The organism is Mesorhizobium sanjuanii, assembly GCF_002529485.1.
Lineage (GTDB): Bacteria > Pseudomonadota > Alphaproteobacteria > Rhizobiales > Rhizobiaceae > Mesorhizobium > Mesorhizobium sanjuanii.
The window spans coordinates 17,266-34,912 of sequence record NZ_NWQG01000030.1; the positions used below are offsets into that span (position 1 = coordinate 17,266).

At 60.3% G+C, this 17,647-nt stretch carries 16 protein-coding genes; 12 read left to right on the forward strand and 4 right to left on the reverse strand.

The window, feature by feature from the left end; genetic code table 11:
* The first annotated feature begins 636 nt into the window (after positions 1-636).
* The gene (locus CN311_RS06000) at positions 637-1,281 is read left to right on the forward strand and encodes an acyl-homoserine-lactone synthase (protein ID WP_006329186.1); all 645 of its coding nucleotides are present in this window, start codon (positions 637-639) and stop codon (positions 1,279-1,281) included.
* 456 nt (positions 1,282-1,737) lie between these two features.
* Positions 1,738-3,561 carry a glutamine--fructose-6-phosphate transaminase (isomerizing) gene (gene glmS, locus CN311_RS06005; RefSeq protein WP_097572441.1) on the forward strand — a complete coding sequence of 608 codons (1,824 nt, stop codon included), beginning with the start codon at positions 1,738-1,740 and terminating at the stop codon, positions 3,559-3,561.
* 265 nt (positions 3,562-3,826) lie between these two features.
* Here the strand turns inward: glmS and CN311_RS32480 are convergent, their stop codons facing one another.
* Together CN311_RS32480 and CN311_RS06020 are read right to left on the reverse strand one after the other, a co-directional pair.
* Positions 3,827-4,219 (reverse strand): hypothetical protein, encoded by a 393-nt coding sequence (locus CN311_RS32480; protein ID WP_165779606.1) that lies wholly within the window; start codon positions 4,217-4,219, stop codon positions 3,827-3,829.
* 263 nt (positions 4,220-4,482) lie between these two features.
* Positions 4,483-5,646: a porin gene (locus tag CN311_RS06020; protein ID WP_165779607.1), complete on the reverse strand. Its 1,164-nt coding sequence runs from the start codon at positions 5,644-5,646 to the stop codon at positions 4,483-4,485.
* Between the two features lie 1,351 nt (positions 5,647-6,997).
* Here CN311_RS06020 and hemN point away from each other — a divergent pair.
* Positions 6,998-8,323 carry an oxygen-independent coproporphyrinogen III oxidase gene (gene hemN, locus CN311_RS06025; protein ID WP_097572443.1) on the forward strand — a complete coding sequence of 442 codons (1,326 nt, stop codon included), beginning with the start codon at positions 6,998-7,000 and terminating at the stop codon, positions 8,321-8,323.
* 1 nt (position 8,324) lies between these two features.
* Here hemN and CN311_RS06030 read toward each other — a convergent pair whose 3' ends face one another.
* Complete coding sequence (locus CN311_RS06030; protein WP_097572444.1) at positions 8,325-8,615, reverse strand: ZinT/AdcA family metal-binding protein; 291 nt, start codon at positions 8,613-8,615, stop codon at positions 8,325-8,327.
* Positions 8,616-8,668: 53 nt separating this feature from the next.
* Positions 8,669-8,827 carry a hypothetical protein gene (locus CN311_RS32485; RefSeq protein ID WP_165779608.1) on the reverse strand — a complete coding sequence of 53 codons (159 nt, stop codon included), beginning with the start codon at positions 8,825-8,827 and terminating at the stop codon, positions 8,669-8,671.
* A gap of 90 nt (positions 8,828-8,917) precedes the next feature.
* Here CN311_RS32485 and CN311_RS32180 point away from each other — a divergent pair, with 90 nt between their 5' ends.
* The 9 genes from CN311_RS32180 to trbJ all read left to right on the forward strand — a co-directional run bounded on the left by CN311_RS32180 (position 8,918) and on the right by trbJ (position 17,641).
* Positions 8,918-9,316, forward strand: coding sequence for a hypothetical protein (locus tag CN311_RS32180; protein WP_133117144.1), 399 nt, complete (start codon positions 8,918-8,920; stop codon positions 9,314-9,316).
* Positions 9,307-9,696, forward strand: a complete 390-nt coding sequence (locus tag CN311_RS06035; protein WP_165779609.1) for a hypothetical protein — start codon at positions 9,307-9,309, stop codon at positions 9,694-9,696. Before CN311_RS32180 ends, CN311_RS06035 begins: the two co-directional genes overlap by 10 nt.
* A 660-nt stretch (positions 9,697-10,356) precedes the next feature.
* Positions 10,357-12,387, forward strand: a complete 2,031-nt coding sequence (locus CN311_RS06045) for a conjugal transfer protein TraG (RefSeq protein ID WP_097572446.1) — start codon at positions 10,357-10,359, stop codon at positions 12,385-12,387.
* A gap of 118 nt (positions 12,388-12,505) precedes the next feature.
* Positions 12,506-12,919, forward strand: a complete 414-nt coding sequence (locus CN311_RS06050) for a CopG family transcriptional regulator (RefSeq protein ID WP_027033450.1) — start codon at positions 12,506-12,508, stop codon at positions 12,917-12,919.
* Positions 12,916-13,884 carry a P-type conjugative transfer ATPase TrbB gene (gene trbB / locus CN311_RS06055; RefSeq protein WP_069091251.1) on the forward strand — a complete coding sequence of 323 codons (969 nt, stop codon included), beginning with the start codon at positions 12,916-12,918 and terminating at the stop codon, positions 13,882-13,884. The genes CN311_RS06050 and trbB overlap by 4 nt, the downstream gene beginning before the upstream one ends.
* Positions 13,885-13,894: 10 nt before the next feature.
* Entirely contained in the window at positions 13,895-14,203 is a 309-nt protein-coding gene (locus CN311_RS06060; protein WP_010914020.1) for a TrbC/VirB2 family type IV secretion system protein, read from the forward strand.
* The gene (locus CN311_RS06065; RefSeq protein WP_027033451.1) at positions 14,203-14,475 is read left to right on the forward strand and encodes a VirB3 family type IV secretion system protein; all 273 of its coding nucleotides are present in this window, start codon (positions 14,203-14,205) and stop codon (positions 14,473-14,475) included. Before CN311_RS06060 ends, CN311_RS06065 begins: the two co-directional genes overlap by 1 nt.
* The gene (trbE, locus tag CN311_RS06070) at positions 14,469-16,919 is read left to right on the forward strand and encodes a conjugal transfer protein TrbE (protein WP_097572447.1); all 2,451 of its coding nucleotides are present in this window, start codon (positions 14,469-14,471) and stop codon (positions 16,917-16,919) included. The genes CN311_RS06065 and trbE overlap by 7 nt, the downstream gene beginning before the upstream one ends.
* Complete coding sequence (gene trbJ / locus CN311_RS06075; RefSeq protein WP_097572448.1) at positions 16,916-17,641, forward strand: P-type conjugative transfer protein TrbJ; 726 nt, start codon at positions 16,916-16,918, stop codon at positions 17,639-17,641. The genes trbE and trbJ overlap by 4 nt, the downstream gene beginning before the upstream one ends.
* Positions 17,642-17,647 lie beyond the last annotated feature (6 nt).

Consider the following 17,647-nt stretch of genomic DNA (forward strand, 5'->3'; position numbering starts at 1 on the left):
GGTGCAGTCAAGGCACAGCCGCAAGGGCGGGCGTAGGTTGAGCCGCGCCACCAGCGTACACGCCAGCCAGTCCTCGTCGAACTGGTAAACTGGAAGAAGCGTCGCCGCCGGCGATCGTTGGAGGCTACGCTCGCCGGTCCGTGGAAATGGCTGGCGACGTGGCTCAGATTCACCGTGCCGCCGCTGATCAGGCCAACAACCAGCACAGCCGGCGTCGCCGGTCCGGCTGTTACTCGGCGGTATGTGGCGCGTAACGTTGAAGCGGGAATGTCGGGCAGGCAGTGCATTGCAAAGGATCCCCTCTTTGGCGAGACGAATTCCTCCATTCCAACTGATTCCCGACCTCTCGGCCACCCACTGTGTAGCCTGCCCGCCACGCTCTCCAAGACCATAAAGGCATGGATAAAACGCGCGAATACGCCTTGGAAAGCAGGTCTCAAAGGGCAAGGGGGCCTTCCATCTGGAAAATGCCAAGCAAAGCTCGCGTTCGGACGATCCATGCGGTTGCCAGGCTGGCTGCCTCCGGTCAGGCGAGATCCGGATCCTTCCGCGAGGATAGCTGTAAACGTCCACAGGCTGCATCGCTGTGCGCTTTGCCCTTCGATGGCGGGAACACAACCCGCACGGAGGCGACGAATGATTCAGCTGATCACACCTGGCCTCTACAGCGAATTCGCAGGCGAGCTCAAAGAGATGCACGGGCTCAGATATCGGGTTTTCAAGGAGAGGCTCGATTGGGAAGTTCAGACCGGAGGCGAAATGGAAACAGACACCTTTGACGACTTGAAGCCTGTCTATCTGCTGCTCAAGGGATCCGATTGGCGAATTCGTGGCTGCGTGCGCCTCTTGCCAACCACTGGGCCGACCATGTTGCGCGACACATTCCCGGCGCTGCTGGGTGAAGCTGTGGCGCCCGCGAGTCCCGACATATGGGAAAGCAGCCGTTTCGCGCTCGATTTGCCCCCATCAACGCCCAAGGCGGCAGGCGGCCTTGCCCAAGCAACCTACGAGCTCTTCGCCGGCATGATCGAATTCGGCTTGGCTAACAATCTCACCCGGATCGTGACGGTGACCGATACGCGTATGGAACGGATCCTTCGCCTCGCAACGTGGCCATTGTCGCGTATCGGAAAGCCGCAGCCCGTCGGCAAAACGGAGGCGGTGGCCGGGTTTCTCGAGATCTCTCACGCCAGCCTGTTGCGCATCCGCTGGAGGGGACGTCTGAATGGGCCGGTACTGTGGCGACCGATTCTCGGCCTGCCGCACGGCCCATGCGGATAGCCAAGACGTGGTGCGTGGCCCCAGGGATCGGAAGAGGGTTTGCTTCTCGTCGCCGAAAGGAGTCATTGCGTCCGGCCTGGAGAAGCAAACCGAGGAATGATGCATGAAGCAGCGTCCGCACAATTGAACGGCGAGATCAAAGAGTGCGCTGGGACTACCCATTCGCACTCGGCCCAAGTATTCCCCGTCTCCTCCGGCCGGCTTGCATGCTATTAACGCAGGTGAGGGCGCCGGCCATGATATGCGCAGCCCGTTGAAGGCGGAAGCGTACGCCCCGGTTCACATCACCCGCATTGGACTGAGGTTTAGTTCATCCATGGCGTGGATGATGGCTATCCCAACAATCAATTTTACCGAACTGACTGGATTCCATTAGAAGAATCTAACTGAGCGCATGCCGGGCGGCGTCCCTCGTCTGCGTCGGCTAAGGCTGCCGGGAAGAATTCGGAGAAGAACATGTGCGGAATTGTTGGCATCGTTGGGCAACAGCCGGTGTCGGAACGCCTGGTCGACGCATTGAAGCGTCTGGAATACCGCGGCTATGACTCGGCCGGCATTGCGACGATCACCGAGGGCACCTTGCACCGCCGGCGCGCGGAGGGCAAGCTCGTCAATCTCGAGAGGAGGCTCAAGGAAGAGCCGCTGGGTGGTACCATCGGCATCGCCCACACCCGCTGGGCAACCCATGGGCCACCGACGGAACGCAATGCACACCCGCACTTCACGGATGGTGTGGCCGTCGTCCATAACGGCATCATCGAGAATTTCGCCGAACTGAAGGACGAATTGGCGGCGACGGGAGCCGAGTTCCAGACCGACACCGACACTGAGGTCCTTGCGCATCTCTTGGCAAGGCACCGCCGGGAGGGCATGAGGCGTGGTGAGGCGGTGCATGCCATGCTGAAAAGCGTCAGGGGTGCCTACGCGCTTGCCATCCTCTTTGAGGATGATCCGTCGACCATCATTGCGGCGCGCAATGGACCACCGCTGGCGATCGGTCACGGCGACGGCGAGATGTTCCTGGGCTCCGACGCGATCGCGCTTGCTCCATTCACGAATGAAATCACCTATCTCATTGACGGTGACTGGGCCGTTGTCGGCAGGACGGGCGCTGATATCTTTGATTACGACGGCCACCCCGTCGCGCGTCCGCGCCAGACCTCCGTGGCCGTGGCCACTCTGGCCAACAAGGGCAGCCATCGCCACTTCATGGAGAAGGAAATCCTCGAGCAGCCCGAGGTCATCGCCGATGCGCTCGGTCATTATATCAATTTCATCGAAAATGGTGCCGATGCGGTTTTTGGCATCGACTTCGCCAAGATCCCGAGCTTGGCGATCTCTGCCTGCGGCACCGCATATCTCGCCGGGCTGATCGGAAAATACTGGTTCGAGCGCTATGCGCGCCTGCCGGTCGAAATAGATGTTGCATCCGAATTCCGCTATCGCGAGATTCCGTTGTCGCCGCAGTCTGCGGCTCTGTTCATTTCACAGTCGGGCGAAACCGCCGATACGCTGGCATCGCTGAGGTACTGCAAGCAGCTTGGGCTGAAAATTGGCGCTGTCGTCAATGCGCGCGAATCGACCATGGCTCGGGAGGCCGATGTGGTCTTTCCGATCCTTGCCGGCCCAGAGATCGGCGTCGCCTCCACCAAGGCCTTCACCTGCCAGCTAGCCGCTCTTGCCGCACTCGCCATCCACGCAGCCAAGGCCCGCGGAACCGTGACCGAAGATGAGGTGCAGGCGCTCGTCGAGAGCCTCGCCGAAATGCCGGGCCTCATGAGGCAGGTACTGGACAGCATCCAGCCGGAGATTGAGCTTCTGTCGCGCGAACTGTCAAAGTGTCATCATGTCCTTTATCTCGGCCGTGGCACAAATTTCCCACTGGCGATGGAGGGTGCGCTGAAGCTCAAGGAGATTTCCTACATCCACGCCGAAGGCTATGCGGCGGGTGAATTGAAGCACGGTCCTATCGCATTGATAGACGAGAACATGCCAGTGATCGTCATCGCGCCACATGATCGCTTTTTCGACAAGACCCTCTCCAACATGCAGGAAGTGGCCGCCCGCGGAGGGCGCATTATCCTCATCACCGATGGAAAAGGGGCAGCCGCATCGAAACTCGATACGATGCACACGATCGTGCTGCCGGCCACCGACGAGATTATCGCGCCGATGATCTTCTCGCTGCCGATACAGCTTCTTGCGTACCACACGGCGCTCTTCATGGGCACAGATCTCGACCAGCCACGCAACCTGGCAAAATCAGTCACCGTCGAATGATGTGACGCCTTCATTAGTCGCAACGCTCGCCCATTCGGAAAAACTCCAAGCACTTCAACCGGGGCTCAAGCGCGCCGCTACCGCCTTGCCGTTATTTGCTGGAGCATGCCGTTTAGCGACGATTGGTTATCCCTTTGGCCTCCCCTCACGCTGCTTGGCTGTGCCTACGGGCAAACCCGGTCGAGAAAAGCATCGAATACGCAGCAATAGCGCTAACCACAAAGCGATCCTCCTGCCGCATGCGGATAAAACCCTTCGCTGTCCACTATTTCGTCCTCGCTCGATGATTGCGGCTCGCCGCGGTCTTCGTCGGTGAGACGGTTGCCCTTTGACTTTGCCAGGCGGCCAGCTGCGATGTGCGGGCTGTAGGAATCCCGTGTAACCTCGTTCTGGATCTAACGCTCACCGATAGGCCCGGCCAGTCGCAAGAGGACCGGGCGATGATCGACACTTCCTGGAACCGCTCGATGGTTCGGTCGAGCGCGAGGATCGTGAAATCGTGGTCGCACGGCACGAGATTGGGCGAGATAAAGACATGGTCGATCAGCGACTTGAAGGGCGCCTTGACGCAGGTGATTTGCTTGTCCGAAGCATCCTGCGCGGCGAGCGCGGTCAGGCCGGCGGCGGTCAGCGCGGTCTCCGGAAGCCAAGGTTGCATTGAGTCGCCGCCGATTCAGTCGTTATCGAAGCTGGGATACTGGGCGAGTTCGGCGATTGCTTCGGCGATCACGCGCCCGCCAGCAAACCTGCCGCAACGCTTTACCAGCTGTCACATCCCGGCAAGCGGGGCATCGGCCGCGCCCTAATCGCAGCTGTATCCGATTGCGAACGTGTCAGGGCTTATCTGCCGCAGGCGTGGCAGGTCCCCCGCATAATCGTCATTCGCCGCCTGAGGCCACCGAGATGAAGCTCTTCCTCCCGTTAGAATGAACGTTCGAAACGGAGGATGCCGCCGACACTGCTCTTTTTGTTGGCATTAGCCCAGCTAATGGAAGGGTCGACCTTGCCGACGGCGAAGTCGCCGTAGCGGTCATAGTCGAGTTCGGCTGTAATTGTGAAATCTGCAAGAAACGCATAGGCAACGTTTGCAGCGACTCCATAGTTCCTGAGCTGATCACCCGAGAGCTGAAGATTCAACGAAGTTGTCTCATTGAGCTTGTAAGTGGCGCCGGCCCAGAAAGCCCAGTTACCGCCCCAACTTTTGTAGAACCCGCGACCATGAGCGTCGATTGCGTTAGTGACGTCATCGTTGAGCTTGCCGCTGGAGCCGTAGCCGAACATTCCGAATAGCGAGAGTTGGTCGGTAACATCGACGTCGATGCGGACCTTGCCGGCGACCGATTCGTAGTTGCTATCATAAGCGACAACGCCGGTGATCGCGCCCCAGTGTTGTGTGTATTTCACTCCGCCGACTAGGTGCGGAACGTAGCTGTCGATGGTGCCGACCAGGCCCGAGCCTTCTTCGAGTGAAACCACAGCCGAAAAGCCGTTACCGGCGTCAAAGTAGTACTGAACCACATTAGTATCGAAGGCGCCGTACGGGATAAGCATCTGATTGAGCACGTCGCCCGCGTAGCCAATAAACATGTCGAAGGCGGACCAGTCCTTGCCAACTCGGAGGCCACCAAGCTGAACCCAGGCGAAAGTCAACGTGATGCCTTGGCTGAAGGCATAGTATCGAGGACTGTCAGAACCGGAATAGGCGGTGTGCTTGCCGTAGTTCATGCGGGTCTCGATGTAGGTCTGCAATGTACCGAGTTCGGTCTCTTGCCCGGTCCAAGTTTTGAATGTGAAACGCGTGTGGTTTTGCCATATGCCCTGGGCCGCGCCAGTCTTCACATCCGTGGTTCTAGCTTTGTCATACGATACGACATCGCCGAGGCCGATGTCGTAACGGATATAGCCGCCGATGCGCAGGCAGGTCTCGGTGCCGGGGATGTAGTAGTAACCAGCGCCGTAAACGTCGCAGATCTTGACGTATTCAACGGGCTCAGGCTCGGCCAGGACGATGGCGTCGGCGGCTCGGGCACAGGAAACGGCGATCAGGGCCGCAGCTGAGCCGAGCAGGAGGCTCCTGATGTTCATTCTTGATCTCCGTTCAAATATTGAAGAACGGGACGTCAACGAACGAGCCAGCCCTTCCTGTCCCCACAATCGAAAACGATGCACATCGCTGCGCCTATCGCAGTGTGACACACGGATCATAATAATTATTCAACAACAGGGGCTCTGAAGCTGAATCATACTTTAACACGATAAGTTGTTGTTCTCATATCACCTGCTTGAAATGCCCGGGGAGGAATCAAACACTTCCGAGTCGATCGCCATGATTATCTCCGATAGCTGCGGGCGTACCGTCACAACGGCTTCGAAAATCACCCCGCAAATGACGTGCCAACCTCACGACCAAGCTACGATTGACACTCAAGTTTGCCGTCGGACCTTGGTTTGCGTTTTCCTTTTTTGCTCTGAGGGTCAAGCTGAGCACGAAAAGCAAATGTTTCGGACATGGTTCGTCTGTTCGCTTCGCGACAGTATCGTTCAATGGCGATAGCTTTTGTTTGTTTTGAGCCTCGACATTGTTGACATCATGCGAGTGCACCGCTCGGTACGTCAGCCGAGATGCCCCACTGATGCCGACATGCCTAGGCGTAAGCGTCCTCGTTAGGGCGAAGGGCCACACGTCGGCGGTGGCGAGGTGCACCAGCTTTCCAGCTAATCCGGACAAAGTGGTTCCGAAAGGCGGGAAGGTCGAGACGAGCCGTTGTAAGCCCCTCTCTGAATCGGAAGCCGTGCACGGGCCATTTTTGTTTTTACGGAAGCACATGCGAATTCGCTCGATTGTCAGTTGCGAGCGATGCTTGAGTTGCGCTTCACTCCGGCGCTTTGCCGGGCCACAGGAGCGCGATTTGTCGGTGATCATGCGCCTGGCGTAGCGCTACTTTCTAAATTGGTTCATCAAGCTTGCAGCCTTGGCAGGGGCGGACCTGGACGATCTCCTCGAGCACAATTCCCGCTCTGACAGACGGTGCGCCACGGCCAAAGCCTCGTGCCGGCAATTAATACGACGAACTCATCGAGATGCCAGGTATCGCTACGTGACGCCGTCTTACGCACCAGCCGGCGAGCAAAAGTCTGGTCCCAACGCCGAATCGACTGGTCGGATGCGGCATGCTGCGTTCCATCGGACGCTGAAGGGAGGGGGATAGGATAGGATAGGATAGTAACACCAAACGGTGTGCGGGAAAGTCTCGACGGGAAACCCATGGCGCTTGTCCCTGACCAGCGCGTGCTCATACCATCGCTGTCCAGCCAAGGCTGAATGGGGCTATCGCTGCGAAATAATCGGGCCCAAAGCGGACCGGACTGATATAGCGCAAAGACACAGGAGAGCGCAGTGGTAAGGATGGAAGGCAACAACATGGGACGGTAACTGTTGCAGACCACAAAACATCGCGAAGCCCGCCTGCCTTGGTACACCATCTATCCGACTGTCGCGGAGTTCTCTGGGGCGGTCGGCGCCGACGCTTATGAGGAATGGCTCAGGAACCTACCGGCTAACGATCCGGCGTCACTCTACTTGCACGTTCCGTTCTGCCGATCAAAGTGCTGGTATTGCGGCTTCCCCACCACCATCACCCGCCATGATGCGCCGATCGTTAAGTATCTGGCGGCGCTGCGTGACGAGATACGTTTGGTCTCGGAGCACGCGCCACAGGCGCTGCCCGTGAGCGATGTGCATTTCGGCGGCGGAACGCCAACTCTCATGGGGCCAGTTGAGTTCCTCGCCCTGACGGAATTCCTGCGCCGCCACTTTGCGCTTGCGGAAACAGCTACGATCGCCGTCGAGATCGATCCACGCACGTTCACGGCCGATATGGCCGAAGCCTTGCAAGCAGCCGGCGTGAACCGCGCGAGCCTCGGCGTGCAGAGCTTCGATCCCATTGTTCAAAAAGCGATCAACCGGGTCCAGAGTGAGGCGCAGACGGCGGCTGCCGTCGAAATGCTGCGTCGGCATGGAGTGACAAGCATCAACTTCGACCTCATCTTTGGTCTCCCGCATCAAACGGTGCAGTCTTGCGTCGAGACCACGAGGGCGGCGGTCGCCATGCGCCCCAACCGGCTTGCGGTGTTCGGCTACTCGCACATTCCGTCCTTTATTAAGAATCAGCGCCTCATCGAGGAGGCATCGCTTCCGGGCAGCGCTGCCCGCGCCGAACAGGATGCGGCCATTGCCGTGACGCTGATTGCCGCCGGCTACCGAGAGATCGGGCTCGACCATTTCGCCTTGCCGGACGACGATCTCGCGCTGGCACAGAAAACCGGTCGCCTGCGGCGCAACTCGCTGGGCTACTCGGCCGACACCTGCAAAACCCTGATCGGTTTCGGCGCGTCGGCTATCGGGCGTGTCGGCGAGGGCTACGTCCAGAACGAGGTTACACGGGATTCCTACTGCCGTCACATCGCAGCTGGCCGTCTGGCGACGTCAAAGGGCTACCGTCTCACCGACGAAGACCGCGCGCGAGCCGCAATCATCGAGCGACTAATGTGCGATCTCGAGGCCGATGTGCCGGCAATCTGTGCCGCCCACGGATCTGATCCGATCCATTTTCTCGATTCAGCTGAACGCTTGGCGATGCTTGCCAAGGACGGGATTGTGGACATCGAAAAGGGTTTTGTCCGCGTACGGCGGCAGCATCGCTTTGCGATGCGCGTTGTCGCTGCCGCATTCGACGCTTTTCTCGACCGGGTTGCCCGCTGAGTCAGCCAACCAAGTGTGAGGAGGCCAAGGCGACGCCGAAGCGAAATTTGACGCCCATGCGGTTTCCTTTCTTCGAGGTCAGGATTTCACAGCCTTCGCCGGCGTAGCAGGCCTCAAGCGGCTTCCCGCCCTCGAAGAAAGCCACGGTGTCGCCATCGATCGTGATCCGCTCGAATTGGTGCGATAGCCGATCTCGTAGTAGGCGCGTACTCATCTGCGCTCTGGTCGCCGCTCTCCGCCTTATAAGCCATGACTGGATCGAGCGTTCCATCGTCAGGAAGGGATAGACCAACTGCCAATCCCGGACCCAAATTCGACAGGGCGCGCTGCTTGATCTGGTCGTCCTCAAATGTAGATCGGCTGGACCACGGGATCGTGGCTATATGCGTGATCTTTCTCAGCTGCTTGATCGTGGATCTTGCCGCTCCCGCCGACGGCCACGATGTGGAAGGGCTTGCCCTCCACGGCGATCTCGCCGTTCCTGGTGAACGATCCCGCCGACACGATATAGGTCTTGAGGGTCGGTCACGACGATGTTGTCCCCTGCCGCGGCGATGCGCGGCCGTGCCCGTCCATCGAATAGAGGTCGTGAGCTTGAGCGAGTTGGCGATCTTGCCAGCCACGAAGCTTGGCGTTCTGGTGACGCTCAACAAGGCGACCGCAGCAATGGAACGTGCTGCCAGAGAAGCCGAATCCGTTGAGGCGGGCGGCAAGCTGCGGCCGCGCGTGCAAATCTGTAGGGTCAGGGAACTATTGAAGGGCAGAAAGCCCACGCTTCCACCTGTCTATGACATTATCTCTGCCGCTGCCGCCCGGCAGGTGGCCGCCGCGGTTGCCAACGCGACAGGAAATACGGGATCCGCCGTCCTTCAAATATTCCATCGCCGGCAGCGGACAGAAAGCCACGAACGATCAGTCGCCGACACCTGTGAACAAGCCGTGTGCGACATTGCAATCATCCATTTATTGGCTCAACTGCCCACATGGCCGTGAATGAACTGGATTTGTTGGTTTTCCAGATGGCAGTGGAAAGCGTCCGCTCACTCTGCTTGAGCTTCAATGACAAAGCGGCGGAGATAGCCGCGAGGAGCCGCGGAAACCTGCTTTTCGATGTGCGGATCGATGATGACGCCGAGGTCCAACGGCTCGCAGCCATCCGATATCGAGGTGGGCAGATTGGTGTGCTGGCGTTGGACAGACAAGGCCTTATTAGCCGCTACTGCGTCGTCGACGGTACCTTCTCCCGCTTCATTGCACCGTTGGAGAATTGGACCAACATGCCGGTGTCAATGCAGGCCAAAATCGATGTCACTCACCATGCCGGCCTCTTCCTAGGCGCGTTGCGAAATGCCGGTCATATGCTTCGCAACTAGGGCGGAACGCGTCTGTGGATCTTTGCACCCGCCTGGGCGTTTGAGCCGGCGGCTCATCGAGGTTCTGCAGCGCGCGGATGTGCCACGGCCGGGGTGATAGCCGCCTCTGCCCAACAGATCGTCGGCGAGGGCTTGTCGGACAATGAATGTCGTCAATTCACCGTCCGAGAAATGGTGTCTGGCTCACAAGAAGCACAGCGAATGGGACTGAAACGCAGTCCAGCTGGGAAACCCAGCGCGAAGGCCGGAAGGTAACTTATCTGCGATAGAGGCAACGGGAAGGCGCCTTCCACTTATAAGGCAGCGCCCAATATGTCGGTACTCGCCTGAGGAATTCCCATGGCGGGCAGGGCTACCTTGCGATCCGATCTCGATAGGCTTGTTGTACCTCAGACCGGACTCGATGTTCGGAATTTCCTCAGCGGCTTGCCCGCACGCCACCGCCAGCTCGCCGACCACGTGCTCACGATAGGCACGACCGATATGAGTCCCCTCCGACTTAGCAGTCCTCGGGAATGCGCGAATATTGATACACCTCGAAGGTGAGCAACGGCGCGCCAAACAGCCTCTCATCGCACCAAGTCGTACATAGGGCGCATTCCTGTTCCGGCCGTCCCGGGCGATGCTCGATCCATCTCTCCAGAACAGCGGAGCAAGCCAGTGACGCCCACGAAGCTTCTGATTGGGCAGATCGCCATTGTGTTCGCCATCGTTCTCCTCGGCGTGTGGGCTGCCACGCAATGGTGCGCTCATATGCTAGCCTTTCAGGAACAACTCGGCGCGCCATGGTTTGTCGCGGCTGGCTGGCCGATCTACGAGCCGTGGAAACTGTTGGAATGGTGGTTCCAATTCGATGCCTATGCGCCCGAGGTATTCGACAAGGCGGGCATGCTTGCGGGCACCAGTGGATTCATGGGCTGTGCCGCTGCGATCGCTGGTTCCCTCTGGCGCGCGCGCCAGCGCGGCTTGGTCACCACCTATGGCTCCTCTCGATGGGCGGCGACGCGGGAGATCGAGAAAGCAGGGCTGTTTCAGCCGGCAGGCGTCTTCCTCGGCAAACTGAAGGACCGGTATCTGCGTCATGACGGGCCTGAGCACGTCATGGCCTTTGCGCCGACACGTTCCGGCAAGGGCGTCGGACTGGTTGTCCCAACCCTTCTCTCCTGGTCCGGCTCGGCCGTCATTCACGACATCAAAGGCGAGAACTGGCAGCTGAGCTCCGGCTGGCGGTCGAGGTTCTCGCATTGCCTTTTGTTCAATCCGACTGATCCGCGATCGGCCCGCTACAACCCGCTGCTGGAGGTACGCAAAGGTTCGGACGAGATTCGCGATGTCCAAAACATCGCCGACATTCTAGTCGATCCGGAAGGCGCGCTGGAGCGGCGGAATCATTGGGAGAAGACCAGTCATTCACTCCTGGTGGGCGCTATCTTGCACGTGCTCTACGCCGAAGAGGAAAAGACTCTTGCCCGCGTCGCCACCTTTCTCTCGGACCCGCAACGCTCGTTTGCCGCGACTTTGCGGCGAATGATGACGACCAACCATCTCGGCGCGGCCAATAAGCCTCAGGTCCATCCCGTCGTGGCCTCGGCGGCACGAGAGGTGTTGAACAAATCGGAGAACGAACGTTCAGGCGTCCTCTCGACCGCCATGTCTTTTCTCGGCCTCTACCGTGATCCGACCGTGGCGGCGGTAACATCGGACTGCGACTGGCGCATTGCCGATCTGATGGATGCGGAGTGGCCGATGTCGCTCTATCTGGTCGTGCCGCCATCGGACATCTCGCGCACCAAGCCCTTGGTGCGACTGATCCTGAACCAGATCGGCAGGCGGCTGACGGAGCGCCTCGAGGGTGACCCAAAGAAGAGCCGCAAGCATCAACTGCTGATGATGCTGGATGAGTTTCCGGCGCTCGGTCGCCTCGACTTCTTTGAGACCGCGCTCGCGTTTATGGCCGGTTACGGAATTCGTGCCTACTTGATCGCGCAATCGTTGAACCAGATCTCCAAAGCGTATGGCGACAACAACGCTATTCTGGACAACTGCCATTTGCGAATTGCCTTTTCCTCCAATGATGAGCGCACGGCCAAGCGAATCTCGGACGCGCTTGGCACGGCCACGGAACTCAGATCCATGCGCAACTATGCGGGCCACCGGCTGGCACCTTGGCTCTCGCATGTCATGGTGAGCCGCCAGGAAACCGCCCGCCCGCTGCTGACACCGGGCGAGGTGATGCAATTGCCGCCCGCGGACGAACTGGTGCTGGTTTCGGGATTGCCCCCCATCCGGGCCAAAAAGCTGCGATACTATGAGGATCACAATTTCACCGAGCGGGTGCTGCCTTCGCCGGTGTTGCGCGACGGACCCTACGCGGACTGCCCGATGTCGCGGCCGGACGATTGGACTGGGCAAGTACGCGGCGTCGACCGTCGTCTTGCGTCCGACGATGAAAGCGCTGGCGCCGCGCATGCGGACGAGGGAGGTGTTCAGCAGCAGCGCCATCCTGGCCTACCCGAAGAACATACCGCCGTCACCCAGGAACCGGACCAGGACGATCTGTCCAGACCCGCAGACGATGATAGCGAGGCGATGGCGGACAAGCGCGTCATGGACCGGATCTCCACCGTCGCAGGTGCCTATGGCATCAACGAGGGAAGGGGCGATGATAAGGATATCGTCCCCGGCTTCTGAACGCTTTCCGCAGCTCGAGCGTATCTCAGCGTAGATAACGGCCGTAAGCAATTTTGGGCATCTCGATAATGCTTGTTCCGCCGCCGGCCCGCCAGCGCCGGCCAGTTGGAACAAGCGCATGAAGCCCCACCGCATTCGTCACCAGTTTCTGCTCGAACCGGAATTGAGCGAGAAGCTGGACAACCTCAGCCGCGATCCCTCGACCACAAAATCCGCGGTCGTCGCGAAGGCCGTAGAAGCTTTCATCGAGCGGCGTGGCGAGAATGAACTCGATCGGCGCTATGGCATGAGGCTGGACCGTCTTTCCCGCGACCTCAGTCACGTCAGGCGCGATGTCGACATGACATTGGAAAGCTTGGCGCTCTTCATCCGCTTTTCGATCACGCTTCATGCCCACACGCCTGTTCCGGACAAGGCGACACAGGCGATTGCTCAGGAGCGTTTCGACAAATTCGTCGAGCAGGTCGGTCGCCAGATCGCATCGGGGAAACGCTCGCTTGGCAAAGACAATGGCGGAGGAGGGGAAGGATGAGCGCTCATCCAGAGGCCGACCACCGACGCCGCGCCATGCTGCGCACCGCCATGGGTCCGACGATCACTGAGGCGCTGGCCGATCCATTGGTCATCGAGGTGATGGTCAATCCCGATGGCGCGCTGCGGCTCGACCGGCTGGGAGAAGGCCGAATCGATACGGCCGTGCATATGCATCCTTCCGAGGCGGAACGCATCATCCGCCTAGTCGCTTCCCACGTGCGTGCCGAGGCGCATGCGGACAATCCGATTGTCAGCGCCGAATTGCCATCGGGCGAACGCTTCGAGGGACTGCTGCCGCCTGTCGTGCTGGCGCCTTGCTTTGCCATCCGCAAACCAGCCGCAAAGCTCTACACGCTGGCCAACTATGTTGCGGATCGCATCATGTTGCCGCTGCAGGCCGATGCGTTGATAAAGGCAGTCCGAGAACGGCGCAACATCCTTGTCGCCGGAGGCACGTCGTCGGGTAAGACGACGCTTGCCAATGCGCTGCTGGCCGAAGTCGCCGAATGCGACGAGCGAGTGATCCTCATCGAGGACACCCGCGAACTGCAATGCGCAGCAAAGGACTGCGTTGCCCTGAGAACCAGGCGGGGCTCGGTCACACTCGCCGATCTCGTGCGCTCGACGCTCCGGCTCCGCCCCGACCGCATCATCGTCGGTGAAGTCAGGGGCGCGGAAGCGCTGGACATGCTCAAGGCATGGAACACCGGGCACCCCGGCGGCATCGCCACGGTTCATGCCAATTCGGCGCGCTCTGCCCTCTATCGCATCGAGCAGCTTGCACAGGAAGCTGTCGTCACCGTGCCGCGCCGCCTCATCGCCGATGCCATCGATCTCATCGTCTTCATCGCGGGGCGCGGCTCGTCGCGCCGCATCGATGCAATCGCTGAGGTCACAGGTCTCGACGGCAGCGGCGACTACGCCGTCACCCCACTCACGCCTCCGCAACTCCAGCAACTCTGAAAGGCCCCTTATGCGCAAGAAGCTCCGCTTTCTATCGTTTGCCGCGCTCGCGTTTCTTCTCACAGTTCCGGCGCACGCTGCCGGCTCCGGCATGCCTTGGGAACAGCCGCTGCAGCAGATCCTGGAATCGGTGCAGGGACCGGTCGCCAAAATCGTCGCGGTGATCATCATCATCACCACCGGCCTGACCCTTGCCTTCGGCGATACTGCCGGCGGTTTCCGCCGGCTGATTCAGATCGTCTTCGGCCTATCGATCGCCTTCGCCGCATCGAGCTTCTTCCTCTCGTTCTTCTCCTTCGGCGGCGGGGCGCTCGTCTGATGACCGCCGGAGTGCAACATATCGAGGGCTTCGAGGTTCCCGTTCACCGGGCATTGACTGAACCGATCCTGCTGGGCGGCGCGCCGCGGGCGGTGGCGATCCTCAACGGCACGGTGGCTGCGGCCATCGGACTAGGCTTGCAGCAATGGATTGCCGGGCTAGTGCTCTGGCTTGGCGGCCACACGCTCGCGGTCTTTGCCGCAAGGCGCGATCCCGACTTTGCCAGCGTGCTTGTCCGTCACCTTCGCCTGAGGGGATGGCTCGCATGCTGAACCTTTCGGAATATCGCGGCAAGGCCGACCGGCTTGCCGACCATCTGCCCTGGGCAGCACTGGTGGCGCCCGGCATCGTGCTCAACAAGGACGGCAGCGTTCAGCGGACTCTTCGGTTTCGCGGGCCCGATCTGGAAAGCTCGACCGAAGCCGAACTCATCGGCATCTGCGCCCGGGCCAACAATGCGCTTAGACGCCTTGGCTCCGGCTGGACATTGTTTTTCGAGGCGGAGCGCATCGAAGCGCTGGGCTATCCGTCCTCGCGTTTCCCAGACGCGGCGTCATGGCTGGTTGATGAAGAACGGCGTGCTGCCTTCGAAGGCAAGGTCGCGCATTTCGAGAGCCGCTATCACCTGACCTTGCTGTCCATGCCGCCACCGGACGCCCAGGCGCGGGCGGAAAGCGCGCTCGTCGACTCGCATCATTCAGAAGGCGAAAGAGACTGGCGCCAGGAGATGGCGCGGTTCCGTGACGAGACCGACCGTGTGCTGGATCTTCTGTCGGGCTTCATGCCCGAAGTGCGTCCGCTCGATGACGCCGAGACGCTGACATACCTGCACGACACGATCTCGACCCGCCGCCATCCGGTCGCCGTGCCGGAAACGCCAATGTATCTGGACGGCATCCTGGTCGATGTGCCGCTTACCGGCGGCTTGGAGCCGATGCTGGGTGAGCAACATCTTCGCACACTTACCATCCTCGGCTTTCCGAACCTCACCCGGCCCGGAATCCTCGATGCCCTCAATCATCAGGATTTCGCCTATCGCTGGATGACGCGCTTCATTCCGCTCGGCAAGACCGAGGCCACCAAGACGCTGACCCGCTTGCGCCGGCAGTGGTTTGCCAAGCGCAAATCGATCGTCGCAATCCTGCGCGAGGTTGTAAGCAACGAACCCGTTCCGCTCGTCGACAGCGACGCCGACAATAAGGCGCTCGACGCCGATGAAGCACTTCAGGCGTTGGGCGGCGATCATGTCGGCTTCGGGTATCTCACTGCAACGGTGACGGTATGGGACGAGGATCGCCAAGCCGCCGCTGAGAAACTTCGCGCGGTCGAGCGCATCATCAATGGGCTCGGGTTCACCACCATCCGCGAAAGCGTCAATGCGGTCGAAGCCTGGCTCGGCTCGCTGCCGGGTCATGTCTATGCCAACGTTCGTCAGCCGCTCGTTCACACGCTGAACCTTGCCCATCTCATGCCGCTTTCCTCGGTGTGGGCCGGTCCTGCGGCGAACGAGCATCTGGCTGAAGTCACTGGACGAGAGGCCCCGCCGCTCCTCATCGCCGAAACCAGCGGGTCGACTCCGTTCCGGCTTTCTTCCCATGTCGAAGATGTCGGCCACATGCTGATCGTTGGACCGACCGGCGCCGGAAAATCGGTGCTGCTTGCCCTGATCGCCCTGCAGTTTCGTCGCTATGCCGGCGCGCAGGTCTATGTCTTCGACAAAGGCAATTCGGCGCGCGCGGCAACGCTCGCCATGGGTGGAGAGCATCATGTCTTGGGTTCGGACGGTGCGCTTGCCTTCCAGCCACTGCGCAATATCGGTGATCAGGGTAGGCGCAGCTGGGCAGCTGAATGGATCGCCGGCCTGATTGCTCATGAGAACGTCACCCTCACGCCGGAGGTGAAGGAGGCGATCTGGTCGGCGCTCAACAGCCTCGCCACCGCGCCGGCGCAGGAGCGCACGCTGACCGGTCTGTCGGTCCTGCTTCAGTCCAATGCACTGAAGTCCGCCTTAATGCCCTACACGCTCGACGGTCCCTTCGGCCGATTGCTCGATGCCGATGACGATCGGCTGGCCTTGTCGGATGTGCAGTGCTTCGAGACCGAGGAGCTGATGCATAGCCAAAGCGCTGTGCTGCCTGTGCTCACCTATCTCTTCCATCGCCTTGAGGAGCGGTTCGACGGGCGACCGACGCTGCTCATGCTCGATGAGGCCTGGGTCTATCTCGACAATCCGCTTTTTGCTGCCCGCATCCGCGAATGGCTGAAGGTGCTGCGAAAGAAGAACGTATCGGTGATCTTCGCCACGCAGTCGCTTGCCGACATCGCCGGCTCTGCAATAGCGCCGGCGATCATCGAGAGCTGCCCACAGCGCATTTTTCTCCCCAATGATCGTGCCGTGGAACCGCAGGCACGGACTGCCTATGAGCGCTTCGGTCTCAACGACCGGCAGATTGAACTGATCGCCCGGGCCACGCCGAAGCGGCACTACTATTTGCAGTCGCGCTGCGGCAACCGTCTCTTCGAGCTCGGGCTCGGCCCCATCGCGCTTGCACTTTGCGGCGCCTCGGGTCCAGCCGCGCAAAGCCTGATCGACAGGGTCCTGTCCAAGCACGGGCAGGACAGCTTTGTCTTTCGCTTCCTCGGCGCCCGCGGCCTGGATTGGGCGGCCGAGCTTCTCCAGCAATTCCCTCAACCAACCAAGGAGCAATCGTCATGATGCGGCGCCGCTTTCTCTCGGGCCTGATCACCCTTTCGTTGATCGCCAAGCCGATGGCCGACTACGTGCAGCCGGCCTACGCGCTCATCGTGTTCGATCCGTCGAACTACGCACAGAACGTGCTCACGGCGGCGCGCTCGCTGGAGCAGATCAACAACCAGATCCAGTCGCTCCAGAATCAGGCGACCGTGCTGCAGAACATGGCACGCAATCTTCAGAGTCTGGATTTTTCTTCCGTGGGTCAGCTTACCGGCTCGCTCCAACGGATCGACGCTCTGATGGACCAGGCAAGTGGCCTGAGCTTTGATCTCAACAAGCTTCAGGACCAGTGGCGTAATCAATATCCGGAAAGCTACGACGCCACGATCAAGGTCAGCGAGGTGGCGAGCGCCGCACGTGACCGCTGGCAAAGCGCAATGCAGGCATTCCGTCAGACCATGGGTGTTCAGTCGCAGATCGTCGAGAATGTTCGCGGTGATGGCGACCTGCTTGCCGATCTCGTCAACCGCAGCCAAGGCGCGGCCGGTGCGCTTCAGGCAAGTCAGGCCACTAACCAGCTCCTTGCGCTTTCGACCAAGCAGCAGATGCAGATCCAGACGCTGCTCGCAACGCAGTTCCGCGCTGAGGCCGAGGATGCGGCGCGCAAGGCGCAGTCCGAGGAGGCCGCGCGCGAGACGACAAAGCGCTTCCTCGGCACAGGCACGGCCTATCCCGGCAACTGATCACCA